We start from the raw sequence: 21,367 nt of genomic DNA on the forward strand, positions 1-21,367 counted from the left end.
GCGGCCGTCGGTGGGAAGCGGCTCGGGGGTTCGTGGCCGTCCTCAGGGGGGCGAGCTGGGGGCGTCGTACCCGGGGGGGCGACGGGAAGCGGCTCGCGCGTGCGTGGCCGTCCACAGGGGGGGGGCGGCCAGGGGTGCGTCGCTGTCCACAGGGCACTCGGGGGTGCGGCGGGGTTGTCCACAGGCTCCGACGGTCGGGCCGACGCCGTCGTAGGCTGGAGACCCCCCGGCCCTTCGTTGTGTCGGGCCCTTCGCGTTGCCCACCCCCGAAAACCCCCCGGACGAAAGCCGCCCCGAATGAGCCTGCACGGTCTGCTCGACGCCGTCGTCAAGGACCCCGCCCTCGCGGAAGCGATCACGGCGGCCCAGGACGGCAACCGCATGCACGTCGACCTGGTCGGCCCCCCGGCGGCCCGCCCCTTCGCGATCGCCGCGCTCGCGCGTGAGGCCGGCCGGCCGGTGCTCGCGGTGACGGCCACGGGCCGCGAGGCGGAGGACCTCGCCGCGGCCCTGCGCTCCCTGCTCCCCCCGGAGGGAGTCGTGGAGTACCCGTCCTGGGAGACCCTCCCGCACGAGCGTCTCAGCCCCCGCTCCGACACCGTCGGCCGCCGCCTGGCCGTCCTGCGGCGCCTGTCCCACCCCCGCCCCGACGACCCCGAGACCGGCCCGGTCTCCGTGGTCGTCGCACCCGTACGATCCGTGCTCCAGCCGCAGGTCAAGGGCCTCGGCGACCTGGAACCGGTGGCCCTGCGCACCGGCCAGACCGCCGACCTGAACGCGATCGTGGAGGCCCTGGCCGCCGCCGCGTACGCGCGCGTGGAGCTCGTCGAGAAGCGCGGCGAGTTCGCCGTACGAGGAGGCATCCTCGACGTCTTCCCGCCCACCGAGGAACACCCCCTGCGCGTCGAGTTCTGGGGCGACGACGTCGAGGAGATCCGCTACTTCAAGGTCGCCGACCAGCGCTCCCTCGAGGTCGCCGACCACGGCCTGTGGGCTCCGCCCTGCCGCGAACTGCTCCTGACGGACGACGTACGCGCACGCGCGCGTGCCCTCGCCGAGCAGCACCCGGAGCTCGGTGAACTGCTCGGCAGGATCGCCGAGGGGATCGCCGTCGAGGGCATGGAGTCCCTGGCGCCCGTCCTCGTCGACGACATGGAGCTCCTGATCGACGTCCTGCCCAAGGGCGCCATGGCCGTCGTGTGCGATCCGGAGCGGGTCCGCACGCGCGCGTCCGACCTCGTGGCCACCTCGCAGGAGTTCCTCCAGGCGTCCTGGGCGGCCACCGCGGGCGGCGGCGAGGCGCCCATCGACGTCGGCGCGGCCTCCCTGTGGTCCATCGCCGACGTCCGTGACCGCGCGCGCGAGCTGGACATGATGTGGTGGTCGGTGTCGCCGTTCGCGGCCGATCTCGAACTGGAGGCGGACACCCTCAAGCTCGGCATGCACGCGCCCGAGACCTACCGCGGCGACACCGCCAAGGCGCTCGCCGACACCAAGGGCTGGCTCGCCGACGGCTGGCGCGCGGTCTTCGTCACCGAGGCGCACGGCCCCGCGGCCCGCACCGTCGAGGTGCTGGGCGGCGAGGGCATCGCGGCCCGCCTCGACGCGGAACTCACCTCCCTGAGCCCGTCCGTCGTGCACGTGGCGTGCGGCTCCATCGAGTACGGCTTCGTCGACCCGGCGCTGAGACTCGCGGTGCTGACCGAGACCGACCTGACGGGGCAGAAGGCGGCCGGCAAGGACGGCGCCCGGATGCCCGCGCGGCGGCGCAAGACGATCGACCCGCTCACCCTGGAGACGGGCGACTACATCGTCCACGAACAGCACGGCGTCGGCCGCTACATCGAGATGGTCCAGCGGACCGTGCAGGGCGCCACGCGCGAGTACCTCGTCGTCGAGTACGCCCCCGCCAAGCGTGGCCAGCCCGGCGACCGGCTCTACATCCCCACCGACCAGCTGGAGCAGATCACCAAGTACGTCGGTGGCGAGGCACCCACGCTGCACCGGCTCGGCGGCGCCGACTGGACGAAGACCAAGGCGCGCGCGAAGAAGGCCGTCAAGGAGATCGCCGCCGACCTGATCAGGCTGTACAGCGCGCGGATGGCGGCTCCCGGGCACACCTTCGGGCCGGACACCCCCTGGCAGCGGGAGCTGGAGGACGCCTTCCCGTACGCGGAGACGCCCGACCAGCTCACCACCATCGCCGAGGTCAAGGAGGACATGGAGAAGTCGGTCCCCATGGACCGGCTGATCTGCGGCGACGTCGGCTACGGCAAGACGGAGATCGCGGTCAGGGCCGCCTTCAAGGCCGTCCAGGACGGCAAGCAGGTGGCCGTGCTCGTCCCGACGACCCTGCTGGTGCAACAGCACTTCGGGACGTTCAGCGAGCGCTACTCCCAGTTCCCCGTGGTCGTGAAGGCCCTCAGCCGCTTCCAGACCGACACCGAGGCGAAGGCCGTCCTGGAGGGGCTGCGCGAGGGCTCGGTGGACGTCGTCATCGGCACCCACCGCCTGTTCTCCTCGGAGACCAAGTTCAAGGACCTCGGCCTGGTCATCGTCGACGAGGAGCAGCGCTTCGGCGTCGAGCACAAGGAGCAGCTGAAGAAGCTCCGCGCCAACGTCGACGTACTGACCATGTCCGCCACCCCGATCCCGCGCACCCTGGAGATGGCGGTCACCGGCATCCGCGAGATGTCGACCATCACCACACCCCCGGAGGAGCGCCACCCGGTGCTCACCTTCGTCGGGCCGTACGAGGAGAAGCAGATCGGCGCCGCCATCCGCCGTGAACTGCTGCGCGAGGGCCAGGTCTTCTACATCCACAACCGCGTCGAGTCGATCGACCGGGCGGCCGCGCGGCTGCGCGAGATCGTCCCCGAGGCGCGCATCGCCACCGCGCACGGCCAGATGTCGGAGCAGGCACTGGAGCAGGTCGTCGTCGACTTCTGGGAGAAGAAGTTCGACGTGCTCGTGTCGACCACGATCGTCGAGTCGGGCATCGACATCTCCAACGCGAACACCCTGATCGTCGAGCGCGGCGACAACTTCGGCCTCTCCCAGCTCCACCAGCTCCGCGGCCGGGTGGGCCGTGGCCGCGAGCGCGGTTACGCCTACTTCCTGTACCCGCCGGAGAAGCCGCTGACGGAGACCGCGCACGAACGCCTCGCGACGATCGCCCAGCACACCGAGATGGGCGCGGGCATGTACGTCGCCATGAAGGACCTGGAGATCCGCGGCGCGGGCAACCTCCTCGGCGGCGAGCAGTCCGGGCACATCGCGGGCGTCGGCTTCGACCTGTACGTCCGCATGGTCGGCGAGGCCGTCGCGGACTACCGGGCCTCCCTGGAGGGCGGTGTCGAGGAGGAGCCGCCGCTGGAGGTCAAGATCGAGCTCCCGGTCGACGCGCACGTCCCGCACGACTACGCGCCGGGCGAGCGGCTGCGCCTCCAGGCCTACCGCGCGATCGCCTCGGTGAACACCGAGGAGGACATCAAGGCCGTACGCGAGGAACTCGTCGACCGCTACGGCAAGTTGCCCGAGCCGGTGGAGAACCTGCTGCTGGTTGCGGGCCTGCGGATGCTCGCACGCGCGTGTGGCGTCGGCGAGATCGTCCTCCAGGGCACCAACATCCGCTTCGCGCCGGTGGAGTTGCGGGAGTCGCAGGAGCTGCGGGTCAAGCGGCTCTACCCGGGCACCGTCATCAAGCCGGCCGCGCACCAGGTGCTGGTGCCGCGCCCGAAGACCGCGAAGGTGGGCGGAAAGTCGTTGGTCGGGCGGGAGTTGCTCGGTTGGGTGGGGGAGTTCCTGACGTCGATCCTGGGGTCGTGACGGGGCGGGGTGAGGTGAGCCGGGTCGGCGTGACGGTGTGCCCCGGGTCCGGCGTCCTGGCGGGGTGCTCCGGGGTGCTCCGGGGTGGGGCGTCGGGTGCGCGTGCTGGGTGGTGGGGTGCCCCGGGGGCGGGCGGTTGCGTGTGACCGCCGGTGACTGGACGCGAGGGCGTCGAGCCCGCCTGTCATGCGCGTGTTCCGGTGGCCCGACGCGGCGGCGTGGTGAGTCGGTGCTCTGTCGGAGGGCGTGCTTGCGGTGATGCCCTGTCAATCGACCGAGCGGTGGTCTTGGCGGATGGGCTGGGGACGGTCGGGTTGCTCGGGGAAGGCCGGGTTGGGTCGGGGATCGTCGCACTGGGCCCGGGAGGGTTCAGGGCGCGCCCTCTGCTGAGGGCGGCCGTGCGTTCAGTGCGTGCGGAACAGCGTGGTCGCCAGGGTCCGGAACACCTCCTCGGGGTCCTTGTCGCCGACCGGGCCGTCCAGGTTGTGGCTGAGGAGCAGGGTCGCGAAGCCGTGGGCGAGGGACCAGGCGGCGACGCCCGCGAGGCGGCTGTCGATGCCGAAGTCGCCGGCGTGCACGGCTGAGACCGAGGAGCGCAGGGCCTCGGTGGCCAGGGCGCGGGCCGTGGTGAGTTCGAGGTCGTCGGCGCGCAGCAGCTCGGGCGCGAACATCACCTGGAAGTGGGCCGGGTGCTCGCGGGCGAAGCGAACGTAGCGCCCGCCCGCGTCCTTGAGATCCGCGGCGTCGCTGACGGCGGCCGCGAGCAGCGCGAAGCCTTCGGCGGCGATCGCCGTGAGCAGTCCGGCGCGGTCGCGGAAGTGGTGGGCCGGGGCGGCGTGCGAGACCCCGGCGCGGCGGGCCAGGTCACGCAGGCTCAGCCCGGCGGGGCCGTCGGCGGCGATGACGTCGAGGGCGGCCGTGAGGATCGCGTGGCGCAGATCGCCGTGGTGGTAGGGGCGGTTCGGCTGGTCGGTCGGCTGGTCTGTTTCGGCGGGTGCCATGGTCAGAGGGTACGCCCAATCTAGGCATTGACAAGTTCGGGCTGCCCAGGCAATCTAGTCAGTGTCAAGTTACAGGTCTGATCGAAGGACACCACTGACGACGGGGGTATGTCATGTCGAAGTACGACGGCAAAACCGAGGTCGAGGCCGACGGGGTCGGTGCCGTTGTGGAGCTGATTCGCGTGCGCCAGCTCTGGCATCTACTGGAACCTCTGCACGCGGTGCTCTACTACGCGCCGGAGGTCTTCGAGGAGGCGGCGGCGCTCGGATACGACACGAAGGAACGCTGGCCGAGCTACTTCCCGCTGCGTGCCGCACCGTTGGGGCCGGTGGGCGCCGAGCGTGTGGCGTCCGCCTTCTACAGCTTCAGCCCCCGCATGGTCGCCGAGCACATCGACTCCGCGTGGGCGACCGCCGAGCCCGGCGCGGTGCTGGAGGCGAGGCTGCGGGGCATCGACCGGGCCTACCGCGCGCTGTTCGGCGACCGCGTCGACAGCCCGGAGCTGGCGGAGGCCGCCGCTCTCGCCCGGCGCGCGGCCGAGTCGGTGAACACGGCGGGCCGTCAGCTCGCCGCGGCCAACGCCGAGTCGGGGTGGCCCGAGGCTCCTCACCTCCAGTTGTGGCAGGCGGCGACGATCCTGCGGGAACACCGCGGCGACGGCCACATAGCGGCCCTGCTCGTGGCAGGTCTCGACCCGGTCGAGTCGCTCGTCTCCTTCGCCGCGATCGGCGCCGCGTCCGTGGAGCGCTTCGAGAGCCGAGGCTGGAGTGCCGGCGAATGGGCGTCCGCGCGGGAGCGTCTGACGGCCCGTGGTCTGGTCGACGAACACGGCCGGGCCACGGACGCCGGCCGCGACCTGCGGCACCGCGTGGAACACCACACCGACCAACTCGCCGCCGCGCCCTGGCGGTTGCTCGGCGCGGCCGATGTGGCCCGGCTCGCGGACCTGCTCGGTGACTTCTGGGTCGCGGTGCTGTCCTCCGGGCTGCTCCCGTCGGAGACGACCCTGGGTATCGGCAAGGTCTGACCGTGATAGTCAGGACAGATGCTCGGACGACTCCCTCTCGCGGAACAACTTGTCGCGTTCCGCGCCGCACTCGGCCACAACGAGATCCTCACCGAGGTGATGGCCAGGACGGCGACGCTTGATCTGCCGGGCTGGTACGTGACGGCGGGCTGCCTGTTCCAGACGGTGTGGAACGTGGTCACCGGCAGACCCCCGGCCCACAGCATCAGGGACTACGACGTCTTCTACTTCGACGACACCGATCTCTCCTGGGAGGCCGAGGATGCCGTGATCAAGGCAGGCCAGGAGGTGTTCGACGGCCTGCCGGCCGAGGTGGAGATCCGCAACGAGGCCCGGGTGCACCTCTGGTACGAGCGCAAGTTCGGGGTGCCCTGCGCGCCGCATGACTCCACCGAGTCCGCCATAGACCGCTTCGCCGCGACCACTTGCTGTCTGGGCGTGCGGCTGGAACGGGGCGGGGAGTGGCGCGTCTACGCGCCCCACGGCCTGTCCGACGTGTTCAACCTCGTGGTCCGGCCCAACCCGGTGCTCGCTCCGAGGCAGGTCTACGAGGCCAAGGCCGCCCGGTGGAAGGAGGAATGGCCGGAACTCACGGTGCTGCCGTGGCCGTCCGGGGAGGCTGGGGGCGATCCTCGCCGGTGATCTGACCGCCGGTCCGCCAGTCCGCCAGTCCGCCGGCCCACCGGAGCACCGGTCCACCGGCTCGCCGGTCTATCGCGTGTCCGTTGCCGACCTGCCGCCGTACCTGGCGATCCGTCAACAGTCGCCGGAACGCGAAGCCGTCCGCAGTCGCCGGAACGCGAAGCCGTCCGCAGTCGCCGGAACGCGAAGCCGTCCGCAGTCGCCGAAACGCGAAACCGTCCGCAGTCGCCGGAGCGTGAAGCCGTCCGCGCGAGGCGGATCCGCGCGGACGGCCGCTCGTTCGGCATGTGAGGGGCCCGTCGGGGTGGCGCCCGGCGGGTCCCGGTGTCCTCGGTGGGGTCTTCGGTCCTACGACTGTTCGGGCCTGTCGCGATCCATGCCGAGCGACCCTTCGATCTTCTGCTGCGCGTCGTCGACCTGGCCCTCGTACTTGTTGCCCGTCCTGTCGTTGACCTTCCGTTCCGCCATGTCGGACATGTCCTTGGACTTGTCCTGCATCTGGCGGTTGCTCTTGAACCTGTCGAAGATTCCCATCCAGAGCTCCTTCCGGAGGTGACTCAGCAATCGACGATACGGCCGATATGTCCGCGATGCCCACTCGAAGGGGGTGTGGTCTGGACCTCCTGAATGCCGCGGTGCGCCCACTCGCTACGGTGTGCGCGACGTCGTACGAGGGAAGGCGCTCCCTGCGGGGGCGGACCGGGTAGCAAGGGGAGGGGCGCACGTGATGCGTCTGAGGGGCGGGGCCGCGGCCGCCGTCGTGCTGGTGTTCGCCGTGGCCGGGTGCAAGGCGGAGACGACCACCGGGGCCGGCGGCCCCGGGGAGACCGGGGGCGCGGGCGGTTCGGGGGCCGCCCTCAGCGCCGCCGAGTCGCTCACCGTGAAGGGGCGGGCGCCCAAGACGGGTTACGACCGGGACCGTTTCGGCACGGCGTGGGCGGACACCGACTCGAACGACTGCGACACCCGCGACGACATACTCAAACGCGACCTGGAGAACGTGAAGTTCACCCGCGGGGACTGCAAGGTGTCCTACGGCGTGCTCGAGTCGGACCCGTACTCCGGCAAGGAGGTGACCTACCGGCGGGGGCGCAGCCAGGTCGACATCGACCACGTGGTCGCGCTCTCCGACGCCTGGCAGAAGGGGGCCAAGTACTGGGACCCCAGCAAGCGGATAGCTCTCGCCAACGACCCCCTCAACCTCCTGGCGGTCGACGCGAGCACCAACCGTTCCAAGGGGGACGGCGACACGGCGACGTGGCTGCCGCCGAACAAGGCGTACCGGTGCACGTATGTGGCCGCCCAGGTCGCCGTGAAGAAGAAGTACGGCCTGTGGGTCACGGCCGCCGAGAAGTCCGCGATGGAGAAGGTCCTCTCGGGCTGCCCCGGGCAGAGGCTCCCGGCCGGCGGCAATCCGACGGCAGCGCCGCCACGCTTCCACGCGGACTGAGATCCGCTCCCTCTCGCCGAGCAGTCGGGGTCCCGTCGGTCCCCTGGAAGCCGTAGAGGTGATCGGGAAATGCGCTTTTCCGGTGGGCGGCCCGCGCCTACCGTGATCGCATGGAGTGGAAGACATCGAGTCTCGCCGAGCGTCCTGAGATGCGGGAGCGCGTTCTCGACATGGCCAGCAGCTGGCCGGAGTTCGTGACCGAGGACCTCGTGGGCAACGCCTACTACGGACGGATCTCCGCCGAACTCCCCGAGTACGTGCTGTTCGCCGAGGACGAGCGGGGCGAGGTCGTCGCGCACGCCCACAGCGTGCCCTTCGCCCTCCGCGCCGAGGGTCGCGGTGAACTGCCCGCCCGGGGCTGGGACGAGGTGCTGGGGTGGGCCTTCGGCGACCTGCGGCGCGGCGTACGGCCCGACACGGTCAGCGCGATCTCGGTCGTCGTCGATCCGCGCTTCCAGGGCCGCGGTCTGTCCGCCCTGATGCTCTCGGCGATGCGTGACAGCGCCCGCGCCCGCGGCTTCAGCGAGGTCATTGCCCCTGTCCGCCCCAGCGCCAAGCACCTGGAACCGCACACTCCGATCGAGGAGTACGCCCGCCGCGTACGCCCCGACGGTCTGCCGCACGATCCCTGGCTGCGTGTGCACGCCCGGGCCGGTGCCGAGGTGCACGCCGTGGCGCCCGCCTCCATGACGGTCTCCGGCTCGCTGGAGCAGTGGCGCCGTTGGACCGGACTGCCCTTCGACACTCAGGGCGACATCGAGGTGCCCGGGGCGCTGGTACCGGTGCGGTGCGAGCCGGAGCGCGGGTACGCGGTGTACGTCGAGCCCAACGTGTGGATGCGGCACGCCCTTTGAGCGTGCCGCATCCGTGGGTGCCGCGTCCACGTGCGCCGCGCGGGCGGGCCGCGTCACTCCCGGTGGATCAGCCGCCGAGGGCGTCCAGGTCCAGGATGTCGCCGGCGGGCTTCTGTGTCGGGACGGGCTTGTCGAAGTCGCTGAAGGTGATGGACCCCTGGTCCGCCCCGGCGGTGCTGTCCACCCGCAACAGGTACGGCTTGCCCTCGGTGGCGACGTACAGCGTGTAGCGGTCCTTGCCGTCCTTCTCGTGCAGGGTGATCGCCGGCGCCCCGTCGACGGTGGCCGTCTTGCCGCGGCTCGCGTCCGAGTTGGTGTCTGCGGCGCCCTCGAGCACCGTGCCCAGGTCGCAGAAGTCCTCGAACTCCTTGGCGTTCGCACCCGTCGCCTTCGACTTGGTCCACTTGCCGGCCAGCATGGCCACGACCGCGTCCGTGTCCGCCTTCGACTCGCCCTCGCCCTGCTCGCGAAGGAGGGCCTCGTCGAACTTCATGTACACGACGTCACCGGCCTTGATCAGGTCGGCCTTGCCCTTGCCGCCCATGCGGATGGTGCCCGCGCATTCGCCCTTCTTGTTCAGCAGGACGTCGAGGCTGACGGTGCCGCCGCTCTCGTCGTCGGGGATGTCGCCCTTCATCCGCAGCGAGGAGGCGCCGGTCGTGGCCTTGGTGGCCCGGTCGGCTATCTGGCCCCCGGTCAGCCCGGCGAAGGGTTCCTTCTTCGCGGCCGACTTGCCGGGCGTGGCGGATGTGCTGGACGTGTTCGTCCTGCTGTCCGCCTTGTCCTGGTCCGACTGGCAGGCGGTGAGTCCTGCGGTGGCCGCGGCGGCGATGCAGAGAGCGGCAAGTGCGGTACGACGCATGGTGATTCCTTGGTGGGGATGCGGTGAGGTGATGAGTGCGGGCGCACTGTGCGTGGGGCGCCCCGTAGTGAGCGAGAGGAGACCGAAGGGAACGGTCCGGCTCAGCCGGTCTTCTTCCAGTCCTTGCAGCCGGTCGTCTTGAAGTAGGCGTCCGAGGCGCCGACCTTGACGACGGCCGTGCCGTTCACGTTGTCGTTCGCGAGGATCGAGTCGATGCTGTGCTCGGCGTCCTTGGTGCGCTCCCAGTAGCAGGAGTCGTCGGTGTTGCCGGTGGACTTGTAGGTGCCCGGGGCGATGTCGGCGCCGACTCTGAACATTCCGCCGTCGCCGGTCATCCGGGAGGCGGGGGAGCCCTTCGCCTTCTCGGCGACGGCCTCCCAGTCGTTGCAGTCGCTCGACTTGAAGAGCTTGTCGGTGGCCTTGACGGTGACGTAACTGGTGCCGGTGACATTGTCGTTGGCCAGTAGCGAGTCCATCTCGCCCGAGGCGTCCTCGGCCCGCTCCCAGTAACACATGCCGTCGTCGTTACCCGTGGTGCGGTACGTGCCGGGCTTGAGGTCCGGACCGACCTGGAAGTCGCCGTCCCCCGAGAACGCGGCCTTCTTCCCGGCGGCCCGGGCTTTGTCGGCGCGCTCGCCACCCGTGCCGCCCTTGTCGGCCTTTCCGCCGTCGGCCTCGTGCCGCACGGACGCCGAAGAGCCCTTGCCGGTGCTGCCGGTGCTGCCGGCGTCGCCATTGTCGGCGTTCGCCGCGACGGCTCCGATGACGACGACTCCCACGACGGCGCCCAGTACGACCTTGCCCTTCATGCCCACGACGTCCCCCTCCGACGCGGCGACCACCGCCACTCGGCAGCCGCTCCCTCGTTCACTGGGTCAATAAGAGCAGAGCTTGTGAACCGAGTCAACACGGTTCACGCAGGCACTCATGTACACGTGCGTGAATGCGTGGATCTTGCGCACATCGGTATGCTCGGCGTCACACGCGAGCCGCTGGGCCGGTGCGGCACAACGAGGGGAGCGGTCTGGTGCAGGACAACGCGACAGAGGTGACCGCCGCCGGAATCGCACGGCTGGCCGGGGTGGGCCGCGCGGCCGTCAGCAACTGGCGCCGTCGCCACGCCGACTTCCCGAGGCCCGTGGGCGGTACCGAGACCAGCCCTTCCTTCGCGCTCGCGGAGGTCGAGTCCTGGCTGCGAAAGCAGGGAAAACTCGCCGAGGTCCCGCTGCGCGAACGCGTCTGGCAGCAGCTCTCCGGCCACCCCGACGGCCCCGTCACCGCACTCACCCACGCGGGCTGTGTCCTGCTGCTGATCCACGACCGCTCGCCGGTCTGGCTGGAGGTGAGCGCCGGCTCCGACGAGCGCCTGGCGCAGATGCTGCCGGGGGTACTGCGGGAGGTGTTCACACCGCGATTCGGGGCCGAGTGGGCAGCGAGCGCCGAGTCCGCGACGAACACCCAATCGGCGAAGAGCACCCTGTCGGCGAGCGGCGCCCCACCGATCACTGGCGCCCCGTCGGCTGTGAACACCCCAGGTTCGGTTCACACCTCCGACGCCGACCAGCCCGCCGCGAATGCCGCGAATGACGCGAATACTGTGAACGTAGCGAACGCCGCGAACGCCGTGAACACCGCGCCCGCTGTGAACGCATCACCCCGCGTGAACCCCCCGCCCTCCCTGAACCCCCACCCCGCCGCCCCCGCCCCCGCAGTCCACGGCACCGCCGCCCCCGCCCCCGCTCTTCACACCCCCACCGCTGCCGAACTCCTCCCCTCCGTCCCCCTCCTCCGCGGTGTCGCCGAGCTGGCCGCCGAGCTGGGCGCCCGGCAGACCTTCGAGTTCCTGCTGGGCCGGCACCTCGACGCCAACCCGCGCCAGTACACGCTCACCCCCGCCGACCTGGCCGGTCTCATGGCCGACCTCGCCGGCCCCGCCCGCACCGTCCTCGACCCCGCCTGCGGCACCGGCGCCCTCCTGCGGGCCGCCGCCACCCGCCCCGACCAGAAGCCCGACCAGAAGCTCTACGCACAGGACAGCGCCCCCGAACTCGCCGCGCTCACCACGCTCCGGCTCGCCCTGCACACCTGGTCCACCGTGCGCGGCGCCACCGGCGACACCCTCCGCGCCGACGCCCACCCCCGGCTGCACGCCGACGCCGTCCTTTGCCACCCGCCCTTCAACGAGCGCAACTGGGGCCACGACGAACTCGCCTACGACCCCCGCTGGGAGTACGGCTTCCCGGCCCGCACCGAGTCCGAGCTCGCCTGGATCCAGCACGCGCTCGCCCGCCTCAAGGACGGCGGCGCCGCCGTCCTGCTCATGCCGCCCGCGGCAGCGTCCCGTCGCTCCGGCCGCCGTATCCGCGCCGACCTGCTGCGCCGCGGCGCCCTGCGCGCCGTGATCGCCCTGCCGGTCGGGGCGGCACCGCCGTACAACATCCCGCTGCACCTATGGGTGCTGCGCCGCCCGGAACGGGCGCCCGCGCAGCCGGAGGTGCTCCTCGTCGACGTCGGGCAGTTCGCCGGCGAGGGGCGTGGCGGACCGGACTGGCGGGCCGTGCGCGAAGCCGTCCTCGACGCCTGGCAGGCATTCGGACGACCCGGCCGCTTCACCGAACGGCCTGGACTGGCCCGAGCGCTGCCCGTCATCGAACTCCTCGACGACGACGTGGACCTCGCCCCCGCCCGCCACCTGCCGCCCCCCACGGCGGCCGACGGCCCCGAACAACTCACGGCCGTACGCGAACTGCTGGGGGAGACCCTGCGCCTGACCGCGGACCTCACCCCGTCGCGCGCCGACGCCGCGCACCCCGCGCGGTGGCCGCTCACCACCATCGGCGAACTCGCGCGCGGGGGCGCCCTGCTGCTGCGCACGGGCGGAAACGGCGGCCACGCACGTGTGCCCGTGCTCACCGACCACGACGTCCTCTCCGGGACCGACCCCTCCGGAACGCTCCCCGAGAGCGACGAGGAAGCCGTGCTGACCGAACCGGGCGACGTCGTTGTACCGGTGCTCGGCGGGGGCTCGATGGCGCGCGTGATCGACACGGCGACCGCGGGAGCCGCCCTGGGGCGCAACCTCGTACTCCTGCGCCCCGATCCGGCGGCGCTCGACCCCTGGTTCCTCGCCGGCTTCCTGCGCGGCACCGCCAACAACCGCCAGGCCAGCAGCTACGCCTCCACCGCGACCCGCCTGGACGTGCGCAGGCTCCAGTTGCCCCGGCTCCCGCTCGACGAACAACGACGCTATGGCGAACGCTTCCGCGCGCTCGACGAGTTCGAGCGGGCGCTCAGACACGCGGGCCGGCTCGGAGAGCAACTCGTGCGCGGGATGTACGACGGGCTCACCGACGGAACGGTCGCCCCCGACTGATCAGGTCGACTGATCAGGTCGACAACGGTTCGGTACAACCCGTGACCAGTTGTCGGTATCGGCCTATACGCTCGAACCCCACATCGAATCCCGGTTCAGGAGCGTTATGTACGGCCACGGCGCGGTGCCGCCCGCCCGCAGCTCGGGCACCGTCATCACCTTGCGCGTGCTGCTCGCCGCCACCGGTTTCCTCACCTGCGGCCTGCTCGCCTGCGCTCCGCTGTTCCGGGTCGCCTTCCTGCGCGGACGGCTGGTCGACTGGGTGCTGGCCTGGGCGAGCCTGCCACTGTCCATCGCCTGCTTCGCGGTGGTCGGCTCCCTGCCGGAAAACGACCGCCGCACCGACGTCGCCTTGGCACTGGTCCTGCTCTTCGGCCTCTTCAGCAGCGTGTACTTCCTGGTGACCGACATCCGGGTGCACCAGGAGAGGCGGTTCACCGGCTACCCGCCGCCCCACGGCACGACCGTCCACACCGGCTACGGCTATCCGCAGCCGACCACGCCGTACACGACCACGCTCCAGCCCCAGCCGCCCACTCCGCCGGTCCCCGCACCCGCGCCCGCTCCCACCCCCGGTGTCGTCCCGCCCCCGCCCCCGCCGCCGCAGCGCCCCGCACCCGCCCGCATCGACCAGGTGCGCGCCGAACTCGACGAACTCAGCGACTACCTGCGCAAGCACGACGGCAACTCCGAGAGCGGCAGGTGACCGTGGCGGCAGGACGTGTCGTCGCCGACCGCTACGAACTGTCCACGCTCATCGGACAGGGCGGCATGGGCCAGGTGTGGACGGCGTACGACCGGCGGCTCGACCGGCGCGTGGCGGTGAAGCTGCTGCGCCCCGACAAGGTGGCCGGGCAGGAGGCGGACGAACTGCGCCGCCGGTTCGTGCGGGAGTGCCGGGTGACCGCCCAGGTCGACCACCCCGGGCTGGTCACCGTGCACGACGCGGGCAGCGAGGGCGAGGAACTGTTCCTCGTCATGCAGTACGTCGACGGCGCAGACCTCTCCGACCACCTCGCCGAGCACGACCCGTACCCCTGGCAATGGGCGGTCGCGGTCGCCGCGCAACTGTGCGCCGTACTGAGCGCCGTGCACGCCGTGCCGATCGTCCACCGCGACCTCAAGCCGCGCAACGTCATGGTGAAGCAGGACGGCACGGTCACCGTCCTCGACCTCGGTGTCGCCTCCGTCATGGACACCGACACCACCCGCCTCACCCACACCGGCTCACCGATCGGCTCGCCCGCCTACATGGCACCCGAGCAGGCCATGGGCGGCGCGGTCGGCCCCTACACCGACCTGTACGCACTCGGCGTACTGCTGCACGAACTCCTCAGCGGAGACGTCCCGTTCGCCGGCTCCACGGCACTCGGCGTGCTGCACCGGCACCTGTACGAGCCCCCGCTGCCCGTGCGCCGCACCCGCCCCGAAGTCCCCGAGGCCCTCGAAGCGCTCGTCCTGCGGCTCCTCGCCAAGGACCCGCAGCACCGCCCGGCCTCCGCACAGGACGTCTACGAGGACCTGGCGCTGCTCCTGCCCGCGCGCGGGATGCCCACCGGAGCGCCCCTCGACCCCACCCGCCCCTTCCTGCGCCCGCACGCCCCCTGGCCGGACCGCGCCCGCACACCCGCGCCGCAGCCCGCCCCCGTCACACCGGCCCCCGAGAACACCGGGAAACCGGATGTCGCGCGCGCGGTCGACGAGGTCAAACGACTCCTCGGCGAGGGCCGCATCACCCAGGCCGTCGACATCCTCGGCGGCATCCTGCCCGCGGCCGCCGAACAGCACGGCGCGAACTCCCCGGTCGTACGCACCCTGCGCAAGCAGTACGCCGCCACCCTCATGGACGACGGCCAGTACCGGCGCGCCCTGCCCGAACTGCGCCGCCTCGCCGACGAACGCGCGACCGAGGCCGGCCACGCCGACCCGCAGTCCCTGCGCTTCCGCTACGACGCCGCCCAGTGCCTGGAACAACTCGGCGAACCAGCGGCGGCACTGGCCGAATACCGCGCCCTGCTGCCGTACTACGAGAACCAGTACGTGGCCGGCGACCCCCAGCTCGCCCACGACGTCCGCCGCCGCATCGGGCACCTCCTGCTCGCCCTCGGCGACCGAGCCGCCGCCCACGACACCCTCGCGCGGCTGCTGCACGACGTGGAACGACTCCACGGACCGGCCCACCCGCTCGCGGCGGAGATCCGCCGCACCCTCCAATGGCTGGGGCAGGTGCGCGGTTAGCCCGACAGCCAGATTTTGCCGCGCACAGAGGGAACCTTGTCGCCCTCAGGGGCTTTCGTTTCCGAAAGGCGGGCCCGGCGCCGGATAGCTTTCGCTTCGTTTCAGCCATGCACAGCACAACCAGGGGTGGGGTAGTCCATGACCGGCAAGTCGTCCAGGTCCAGCCATCGACAGTCCAAGAAACGCAGATACATCACCTGGGGCGTCGCCGGCGCCGCCGTGGTCGCCGGCGCGGGCCTCGCCGCGCAGAGCTCCATGGCCGCCACCACATGGCCCGCGCAAAGGACGTACACCGGCCGCGCCTTCGACACCTGCGCCGCCCCCTCCCTCGCCGCCATGAAGGCCTGGCACACCGGCTTCTACGGAGCCGCCGCCGTCTACGTCGGCGGCAAGAACCGCGGCTGCTCCCAGCCCAACCTCACCGCCTCCTGGGTCAAGTCCGTCAGCACGGTCGGCTGGAAGCTCATCCCCCTCTACGTCGGCGCCCAGCCGCCCTGCCAGAGCGGCTCCAACCCCGAGAAACTCACCGCCTCCACGGCGGCCTCCCTGGGCGCGACCGACGGCGCGGACGCGGTCGCCAAGGCCTCCGCCCTCGGCATGAAGGCCGGCAGCCCCATCTACCTGGACATGGAGGCGTACGACATCACGAACAAGGCGTGCAACGACGCCGTGCTCACCTACGTGCGCGCCTTCGACAAGACCCTGCGCGCGAAGACCTACCGCGCCGGCCTCTACGGCTTCACCAGCTCCAGCGCCAAGGCGATCGCCAACGCGACCGACAAGACCGACCTGCCGGGCAACCTCTGGTACGCCCTGTGGGACAAGCAGAACACCACGACGACGGACTGGCCGTTCGGCAAGACCCAGTACACCGATCACAGCCGGGCCCACCAGTACATGGTCAACAGCAAGGAGACGCGGAACGGCTACACGATCACCGTGGACCGCGACGCCTGGGACGCCCCGGTGGCCATCACCGGCTGACCCCGGCACGCGCGTGTGCGTGCGGTGACAGCGCGGCGGTGCCGGAAGTCCCGGTGAATCGTTGGTCGAATGGGTTGGCCAGAGCCGGTCCCCTGCCTACCATCGATCACCGCAAGACCTTGTGCACCGTCGCACAATCTCCTCGGGAGGCCTCCTTGCACCGCCGTCGTCGCACCGCGCTCGTCCTCTCCGCCGCCCTCGCCGCCGCGGCACCCCTGCTCACCGCCTGCGGAAGCGACGCGCACCCCGGCGCGGCGGCCGTCGTCGGCGGGCAGCGGATCACCGTCTCCCAACTGGAGAACCGGGTTACCGAGGTGCGTGACGCGCAGCGGGCCTCCGTCACGGACGAGACGCAGTACAAGCAGGCCATCGCCAAGACCGGCACCCTCACCCGTGACGTCCTGCACGGCATGGTCCTCGACCGGGTACTGCACCGGGCGGCCGCCGACGCGGGCGTGACCGTGACCCGCAAGGAGGTCCAGGAGCTGCGGTCCGGCCTGGAGGAGCAGGCGGGCGGCGCCAAGGGCCTCAAGACCGCCTGGCTCCAGCAGTACGGCATCGCCCCCGAACGCCTCGACGAGAACCTCCGCCTCCAGCTGGAGGCCCAGAAACTCGCCGGAAAGCTCGGCACCGACACCAGCGACCCCGCCTTCTGGAACGCCCTGAGCAAGGCGTCCAAGCAACTCGACGTCGACCTCAACCCGCGCTACGGCACCTGGGACGTCACGAAGAGCACCCGCGTCGACGCGAAGACCCCGTGGGTACGTGAGGTCACGGCGACGGGGAGCGAGCAGAGCGCTTAGCGAAACGGGACGGGACCTCCGGGAGGGCGGGAGGGCCGGCAGGGGTCGGGGGCTCGCAGAGGTCGCGGGGGTCGCCGGGCTCGCAGGGGTCGCGGGATGGGGACGGTCCGTGGGATGGGGACGGTCCGCAGGGCGGCTCGCAGAACGGTCCTTTTCGCGGGCGGATGATCGTACGATCACTCCGCCGTCCCCCGCCTGTGGACAACCTGATCGCCCCGTCGGCACCGTGCGTTAGCTTCGAACTGTGAACGCAACCGGCTTCGAGCCCGCCCCCGACCAGGACCCCGACACGGCGTCCGCCCCCGGCCGCATCGTCCTGCTCACCACCAGCCACCGCGTCGCCCCCGGCCTGCTGTCCTGGCCCGCCTGGCAGGCGCTGCAAGCCGCCGACCGTGTCCTGTGCGCGGACGGCGCCCACCCCCAGCTCCCCTATCTCCGGGAGGCCGGGATCGCGGTCGACGAGACGTCCCCGACCGCGGAGGAACTGGTCGCGGCGTGCGCGGGCGGACACACGGTGGTTGTCGTGGCCACGGGCGAGGGCGAGCCGGCCCTCACGGACGGCCTGGCCCGCCTCGCCGGATCCGGACGCCTGCGGATGCCCGAGCTGGAACTGCTCCCCGCCTCCTACGACCTGCCCGGCGCCCGCCTCCTCGACCTCGTCCAAGTCATGGACCGCATCCGCAGAGAGTGCCCCTGGTCCTCCCAGCAGACCCACAAGGGCCTCGCCAAGTACGGCATCGAGGAAGCGTACGAACTCGTCGAGGCCATCGAGGAGGGCGACCGCGACGAACTGCGCGAGGAACTCGGGGACGTCCTGCTCCAGGTCATATTCCACGCCAGGATCGCCGAGGAGGACCCGGAGGCCCCCTTCTCCGTCGACGACGTCGCCGGCGGCATCGTCGCCAAGCTCATCCACCGCCACCCCCACGTCTTCGGGGACGAAACAGCCGACACCCCCGAAGAGGTCAAGGCCCACTGGCTGCGCACCAAGGCGATAGAGAAACAGCGCACCTCGGTGACCGAAGGCATCCCCCTGGGCCAGCCCGGCCTCGCCCTCGCGGCCAAGCTGGCGTCCCGCGTGCGGACGGCGGGCCTGGACGTCCCCCTCCCGGACACCGAGGGCATCGGCTACGAACTCCTCGCCCTGGCCACCCGCGCCGAGGCGGAGGGCGTCGACCCGGAGGCGGCACTGAGAGCTGCCGCACGGGTGTATCGGGATGCGATTCGGGAGGTGGAGGGGTGAGGGGGTGAGGGGTTGCGGTAGCGCCGGTTGGGTGGGGGAGGGGCCTGGCGGTGGGAGGAGGGAGGGCCCTCGGCACGTGACGGAAACGGCCCCGAGAACACCCCCCACCCCGCCCGATAACGTCAAGGAGTGACCGACCACCCCTCACCCACCCCCGCCACTCCGCCCCCCGCCCCCGCCACTCCGCCCCCCACCTCCGCCACTCCGCCCCCCACCTCCGCCACTGCGCCCCCCACCCCCCTCACTCCCCCCACCTCCACCCCCACTGCAACCCCCACCCCCCCACCTCCCCACCTCTTCACCTGGGAGTTCGCCACCAACCCCTACCCCGCCTACGCCTGGCTCCGGGAGCACGCGCCCGTGCACAGGACGCGGTTGCCCAGTGGGGTGGAGGCATGGCTGGTCACCCGCTACGCCGATGCCAAGCAGGCCCTCGCCGACCAGCGGCTCAGCAAGAACCCGGCGCATCACGACGAGCCGGCGCACGCCAAGGGGAAGACCGGTATCCCGGGGGAGCGCAAGGCGGAGCTGATGACGCATCTGCTGAACATCGACCCGCCGGACCACACCAGGCTCCGACGGCTGGTCAGCAAGGCGTTCACGCCGAGGAGGGTCGCCGAGTTCGCGCCCCGGGTGCAGGAGTTGACGGACGGTCTCATCGACGGGTTCGCGGCCACCGGCACGGCTGACCTCATTCACGATTTCGCGTTCCCGCTCCCCATCTACGCGATCTGCGACCTGCTCGGCGTCCCCCGGGAGGACCAGGACGACTTCCGGGACTGGGCGGGCATGATGATCCGGCACGGCGGCGGGCCGCGGGGCGGGGTCGCCCGGTCCGTGAAGAAGATGCGCGGCTATCTCGCCGACCTCATCCACCGGAAGCGGGAGGCGCTGCCCGACGAGCCGACCCCCGGCGAGGACCTCATCTCCGGGCTCATCCGCGCCTTTGACCACGGTGAGCATCTCACCGAGAACGAGGCCGCGGCCATGGCCTTCATCCTGCTCTTCGCGGGTTTCGAGACCACCGTCAATCTGATCGGCAACGGGGTCTACGCCCTGCTCACGCACCCCGAGCAGCGGAACCGGTTGCAGGAGTCCCTGGCCGGCGGGGAGAGGGCTCTCCTGGAGACCGGAGTGGAGGAGCTTCTCCGTTACGACGGCCCGGTCGAACTGGCCACCTGGCGGTTCGCCACCGAACCCCTGCGGATCGGCGGGCAGGACATCGCGGCCGGGGACCCGGTGCTCGTCGTACTCGCGGCCGCGGACCGGGATCCGGAGCGGTTCGCCGACCCGGATGTGCTCGATCTGTCCCGCCGTGACAATCAGCACCTCGGTTACGGCCACGGCATCCACTACTGCCTCGGTGCCCCGCTCGCCCGCCTGGAGGGCCAGACCGCGCTCGCCACTCTCCTCACCCGGCTCCCGGACCTCCAACTCGCGGTGGATTCGGCTGATTTGCGCTGGCGTGGAGGGCTCATCATGCGTGGACTGCGCACTTTGCCCGTGGAGTTCACGCCCGTCCGGTAATCGACCGAGGGGTCCGGCCTATCCCGGCGGGGTGCCGCGTAAACATGACGCGCCCTCAAGTCTGTGATCTTCACGTGATCTACGCGGCATTAACTTGTGACAAGTGATCGAATCCCTATACGTTCACGGACCAGCGCGGCCCCGTACCACCCGCCGCGCCGGTACTTGCTGTCTCGGGAAAGGTCCCTCCATGCTCTCCGGGAACGGTCGTCACCGTCGCCCCCGTCAGGCTCCGGCCCTCCTCGTGGCGGCCGGTGTGACGGGATCCGCCATCGCGATCCCACTGCTCGGGGCGACCGGCGCGAGCGCCGCCACCGGCACCACGTGGGACCGGGTCGCGGAGTGCGAGAGCGGTGGCTCCTGGAGCGCCAACGACGGCAACGGCTACTACGGCGGCCTCCAGATGTCCCAGGAGAACTGGGAGAAGTACGGCGGCCTCGAATACGCCGAGACGGCGGACCTGGCCAGCCGCAACCAGCAGATAGCCGTGGCCGAGAAGCTCCTCGCGGACCAGGGCATCGCCGCCTGGCCGACCTGTGGACTGCTCGGCGGTCTCAGCAAGGACTCCAGCTCGGCCGACGTCGACACGGGCGTGGGGAGCGACACCCCCTCTGCCTCGCCGTCCGGATCGTCCGGATCGTCCGGTTCCTCGAACTCGTCGGGCTCCGAGGAGTCTTCCGGGCTGCTCGACGCGCTGGACGGTTCGTCCGCGACGCCCTCGCCGTCGGGTACTCCCTCCAGCGGCGACAGTCCCGCCAAGTCGGACAAAAAGAACTCTTCGGAGTCCGAGAGCTCCGTGAAGGATGACGCCCAGCCCTCCGACAGCTCGCCCGTAGTGAGTCCAGAAGAGGATGAAGCGGACAAGTCGTGGCAGGAGGGCAGCTCTTCGGCCCTCGTCGACGTCGGCGCCCTCGGCTCCGGCAAGCACCGCGGCGACAGTGCCGAGGAGAATGTGACCAAGAGCGCAGCCTCCTCCTCGGCCGGCCGTCACGCCGCCCGCACCTACACGGTCCGGGAGGGTGACTCCCTCGTCTCCATCGCCGACTCCCTTGGCCTCGACGGCGGATGGCGTGCCCTCTACGCCGAGAACAAGGACCGCATCGGAGCTGACCCGAGCAACATCGTCGCCGGTCAGACGCTCGACACAGGGGCTGAATAGGGTCGAAAAGACCTGAAAAACAGCGGGAGTTCACGTCACACTTCGCACCGAATGTCCACTTTGGTGAAAGTGTGGGATGAGTCTCAGAAGCCCTGATCGTCTTTGAAATTCCGCCGAGCGCGTGTCTACGGTCGTGACCGCTCGGCAACCCGAGCCCCGTCTGTCGCAACGCCGAATCCTGCCAGCGGCCGTACGGGAACAGTCGTCGCGTCAAGCGCCGTAGGCAGGAGCGGGGGACCCAAGGTAAGTGCCGGGCCCAGCAGTTCACGCTGGACCGGCTTGGGGTTAAGTCGCGCACCGCGAGGTGTGCGACCGGGCAACTCAACCGGCCCGAACCCGACAGCTCACCTCGCAGGCGTCGGTGAGGGGATCCAC

17 protein-coding genes and 1 riboswitch are annotated in these 21,367 nt (G+C 71.1%); of the genes, 13 read left to right on the forward strand and 4 right to left on the reverse strand.

Translation table 11 applies throughout. From position 1 onward, the window contains the following. The first annotated feature begins 297 nt into the window (after nucleotides 1-297). On the forward strand, nucleotides 298-3,828 hold the full coding sequence (mfd, locus tag ABZ098_RS21960; RefSeq protein ID WP_356593563.1) for a transcription-repair coupling factor: 3,531 nt from the start codon (nucleotides 298-300) through the stop codon (nucleotides 3,826-3,828). A 404-nt stretch (nucleotides 3,829-4,232) separates the two neighbouring features. Here mfd and ABZ098_RS21965 read toward each other — a convergent pair whose 3' ends face one another. Further along, nucleotides 4,233-4,829 carry a TetR/AcrR family transcriptional regulator gene (locus ABZ098_RS21965; protein WP_356593565.1) on the reverse strand — a complete coding sequence of 199 codons (597 nt, stop codon included), beginning with the start codon at nucleotides 4,827-4,829 and terminating at the stop codon, nucleotides 4,233-4,235. Nucleotides 4,830-4,942: 113 nt separating this feature from the next. On the opposite strand from ABZ098_RS21965, the gene ABZ098_RS21970 reads away from it, so the two are divergent. Beyond that, nucleotides 4,943-5,857, forward strand: coding sequence for a hypothetical protein (locus ABZ098_RS21970; protein ID WP_356593567.1), 915 nt, complete (start codon nucleotides 4,943-4,945; stop codon nucleotides 5,855-5,857). A gap of 18 nt (nucleotides 5,858-5,875) precedes the next feature. Continuing rightward, entirely contained in the window at nucleotides 5,876-6,499 is a 624-nt protein-coding gene (locus tag ABZ098_RS21975; protein WP_356593569.1) for a nucleotidyltransferase family protein, read from the forward strand. A gap of 348 nt (nucleotides 6,500-6,847) precedes the next feature. Here ABZ098_RS21975 and ABZ098_RS21980 read toward each other — a convergent pair whose 3' ends face one another. Beyond that, nucleotides 6,848-7,033, reverse strand: coding sequence for an antitoxin (locus tag ABZ098_RS21980; protein WP_356593571.1), 186 nt, complete (start codon nucleotides 7,031-7,033; stop codon nucleotides 6,848-6,850). 193 nt (nucleotides 7,034-7,226) lie between these two features. Between ABZ098_RS21980 and ABZ098_RS21985 the strand changes: the two genes are divergently transcribed. Together ABZ098_RS21985 and ABZ098_RS21990 are read left to right on the forward strand one after the other, a co-directional pair. Beyond that, the gene (locus ABZ098_RS21985; protein ID WP_356593785.1) at nucleotides 7,227-7,949 is read left to right on the forward strand and encodes an HNH endonuclease family protein; all 723 of its coding nucleotides are present in this window, start codon (nucleotides 7,227-7,229) and stop codon (nucleotides 7,947-7,949) included. Nucleotides 7,950-8,059: 110 nt separating this feature from the next. Continuing rightward, complete coding sequence (locus tag ABZ098_RS21990) at nucleotides 8,060-8,803, forward strand: GNAT family N-acetyltransferase (RefSeq protein ID WP_356593573.1); 744 nt, start codon at nucleotides 8,060-8,062, stop codon at nucleotides 8,801-8,803. Between the two features lie 67 nt (nucleotides 8,804-8,870). Here ABZ098_RS21990 and ABZ098_RS21995 read toward each other — a convergent pair whose 3' ends face one another. Both ABZ098_RS21995 and ABZ098_RS22000 read right to left on the reverse strand, forming a co-directional pair. Continuing rightward, nucleotides 8,871-9,665 carry a hypothetical protein gene (locus tag ABZ098_RS21995; protein ID WP_356593575.1) on the reverse strand — a complete coding sequence of 265 codons (795 nt, stop codon included), beginning with the start codon at nucleotides 9,663-9,665 and terminating at the stop codon, nucleotides 8,871-8,873. Nucleotides 9,666-9,766: 101 nt separating this feature from the next. Continuing rightward, complete coding sequence (locus tag ABZ098_RS22000; protein WP_356593787.1) at nucleotides 9,767-10,480, reverse strand: hypothetical protein; 714 nt, start codon at nucleotides 10,478-10,480, stop codon at nucleotides 9,767-9,769. Nucleotides 10,481-10,692: 212 nt separating this feature from the next. Here ABZ098_RS22000 and ABZ098_RS22005 point away from each other — a divergent pair, with 212 nt between their 5' ends. From ABZ098_RS22005 to ABZ098_RS22040, 8 genes are all read left to right on the forward strand, one after another. Continuing rightward, nucleotides 10,693-13,038 (forward strand): N-6 DNA methylase, encoded by a 2,346-nt coding sequence (locus tag ABZ098_RS22005; protein ID WP_356593577.1) that lies wholly within the window; start codon nucleotides 10,693-10,695, stop codon nucleotides 13,036-13,038. Between the two features lie 106 nt (nucleotides 13,039-13,144). After that, nucleotides 13,145-13,744: a hypothetical protein gene (locus tag ABZ098_RS22010; RefSeq protein WP_356593579.1), complete on the forward strand. Its 600-nt coding sequence runs from the start codon at nucleotides 13,145-13,147 to the stop codon at nucleotides 13,742-13,744. Nucleotides 13,745-13,782: 38 nt separating this feature from the next. After that, entirely contained in the window at nucleotides 13,783-15,276 is a 1,494-nt protein-coding gene (locus tag ABZ098_RS22015; RefSeq protein ID WP_356593789.1) for a serine/threonine-protein kinase, read from the forward strand. Nucleotides 15,277-15,414: 138 nt separating this feature from the next. Continuing rightward, nucleotides 15,415-16,260 carry a glycoside hydrolase domain-containing protein gene (locus ABZ098_RS22020; protein WP_356593581.1) on the forward strand — a complete coding sequence of 282 codons (846 nt, stop codon included), beginning with the start codon at nucleotides 15,415-15,417 and terminating at the stop codon, nucleotides 16,258-16,260. 155 nt (nucleotides 16,261-16,415) lie between these two features. Beyond that, nucleotides 16,416-17,063: a SurA N-terminal domain-containing protein gene (locus ABZ098_RS22025; RefSeq protein WP_356593584.1), complete on the forward strand. Its 648-nt coding sequence runs from the start codon at nucleotides 16,416-16,418 to the stop codon at nucleotides 17,061-17,063. A 244-nt stretch (nucleotides 17,064-17,307) separates the two neighbouring features. Then, nucleotides 17,308-18,306: a nucleoside triphosphate pyrophosphohydrolase gene (locus ABZ098_RS22030; protein WP_356593586.1), complete on the forward strand. Its 999-nt coding sequence runs from the start codon at nucleotides 17,308-17,310 to the stop codon at nucleotides 18,304-18,306. Between the two features lie 129 nt (nucleotides 18,307-18,435). Then, nucleotides 18,436-19,833 carry a cytochrome P450 gene (locus tag ABZ098_RS22035; protein WP_356593587.1) on the forward strand — a complete coding sequence of 466 codons (1,398 nt, stop codon included), beginning with the start codon at nucleotides 18,436-18,438 and terminating at the stop codon, nucleotides 19,831-19,833. Between the two features lie 190 nt (nucleotides 19,834-20,023). Continuing rightward, a complete protein-coding gene (locus tag ABZ098_RS22040; protein WP_356593588.1) occupies nucleotides 20,024-20,992 on the forward strand; it encodes a transglycosylase family protein in 969 nt (322 codons plus the stop codon). Nucleotides 20,993-21,197: 205 nt separating this feature from the next. Further along, a riboswitch (cyclic di-AMP (ydaO/yuaA leader) is annotated at nucleotides 21,198-21,365 on the forward strand. Nucleotides 21,366-21,367: the final 2 nt, after the last annotated feature.

The sequence above is a fragment of the Streptomyces sp. NPDC006335 genome, assembly GCF_040612795.1.
In the GTDB taxonomy this organism is placed as follows: Bacteria; Actinomycetota; Actinomycetes; order Streptomycetales; family Streptomycetaceae; genus Streptomyces.

Coding starts and splice junctions, on each gene's coding strand:
- mfd (WP_356593563.1), top strand. CDS start 298: ATGAGCCTGCACGGTCTGCTCGACGCCGTCGTCAAGGACCCCGCCCTC.
- ABZ098_RS21965 (WP_356593565.1), bottom strand. CDS start 4,829: ATGGCACCCGCCGAAACAGACCAGCCGACCGACCAGCCGAACCGCCCC.
- ABZ098_RS21970 (WP_356593567.1), top strand. CDS start 4,943: ATGTCGAAGTACGACGGCAAAACCGAGGTCGAGGCCGACGGGGTCGGT.
- ABZ098_RS21975 (WP_356593569.1), top strand. CDS start 5,876: ATGCTCGGACGACTCCCTCTCGCGGAACAACTTGTCGCGTTCCGCGCC.
- ABZ098_RS21980 (WP_356593571.1), bottom strand. CDS start 7,033: ATGGGAATCTTCGACAGGTTCAAGAGCAACCGCCAGATGCAGGACAAG.
- ABZ098_RS21985 (WP_356593785.1), top strand. CDS start 7,227: ATGCGTCTGAGGGGCGGGGCCGCGGCCGCCGTCGTGCTGGTGTTCGCC.
- ABZ098_RS21990 (WP_356593573.1), top strand. CDS start 8,060: ATGGAGTGGAAGACATCGAGTCTCGCCGAGCGTCCTGAGATGCGGGAG.
- ABZ098_RS21995 (WP_356593575.1), bottom strand. CDS start 9,665: ATGCGTCGTACCGCACTTGCCGCTCTCTGCATCGCCGCCGCGGCCACC.
- ABZ098_RS22010 (WP_356593579.1), top strand. CDS start 13,145: ATGTACGGCCACGGCGCGGTGCCGCCCGCCCGCAGCTCGGGCACCGTC.
- ABZ098_RS22020 (WP_356593581.1), top strand. CDS start 15,415: ATGACCGGCAAGTCGTCCAGGTCCAGCCATCGACAGTCCAAGAAACGC.
- ABZ098_RS22040 (WP_356593588.1), top strand. CDS start 20,024: ATGCTCTCCGGGAACGGTCGTCACCGTCGCCCCCGTCAGGCTCCGGCC.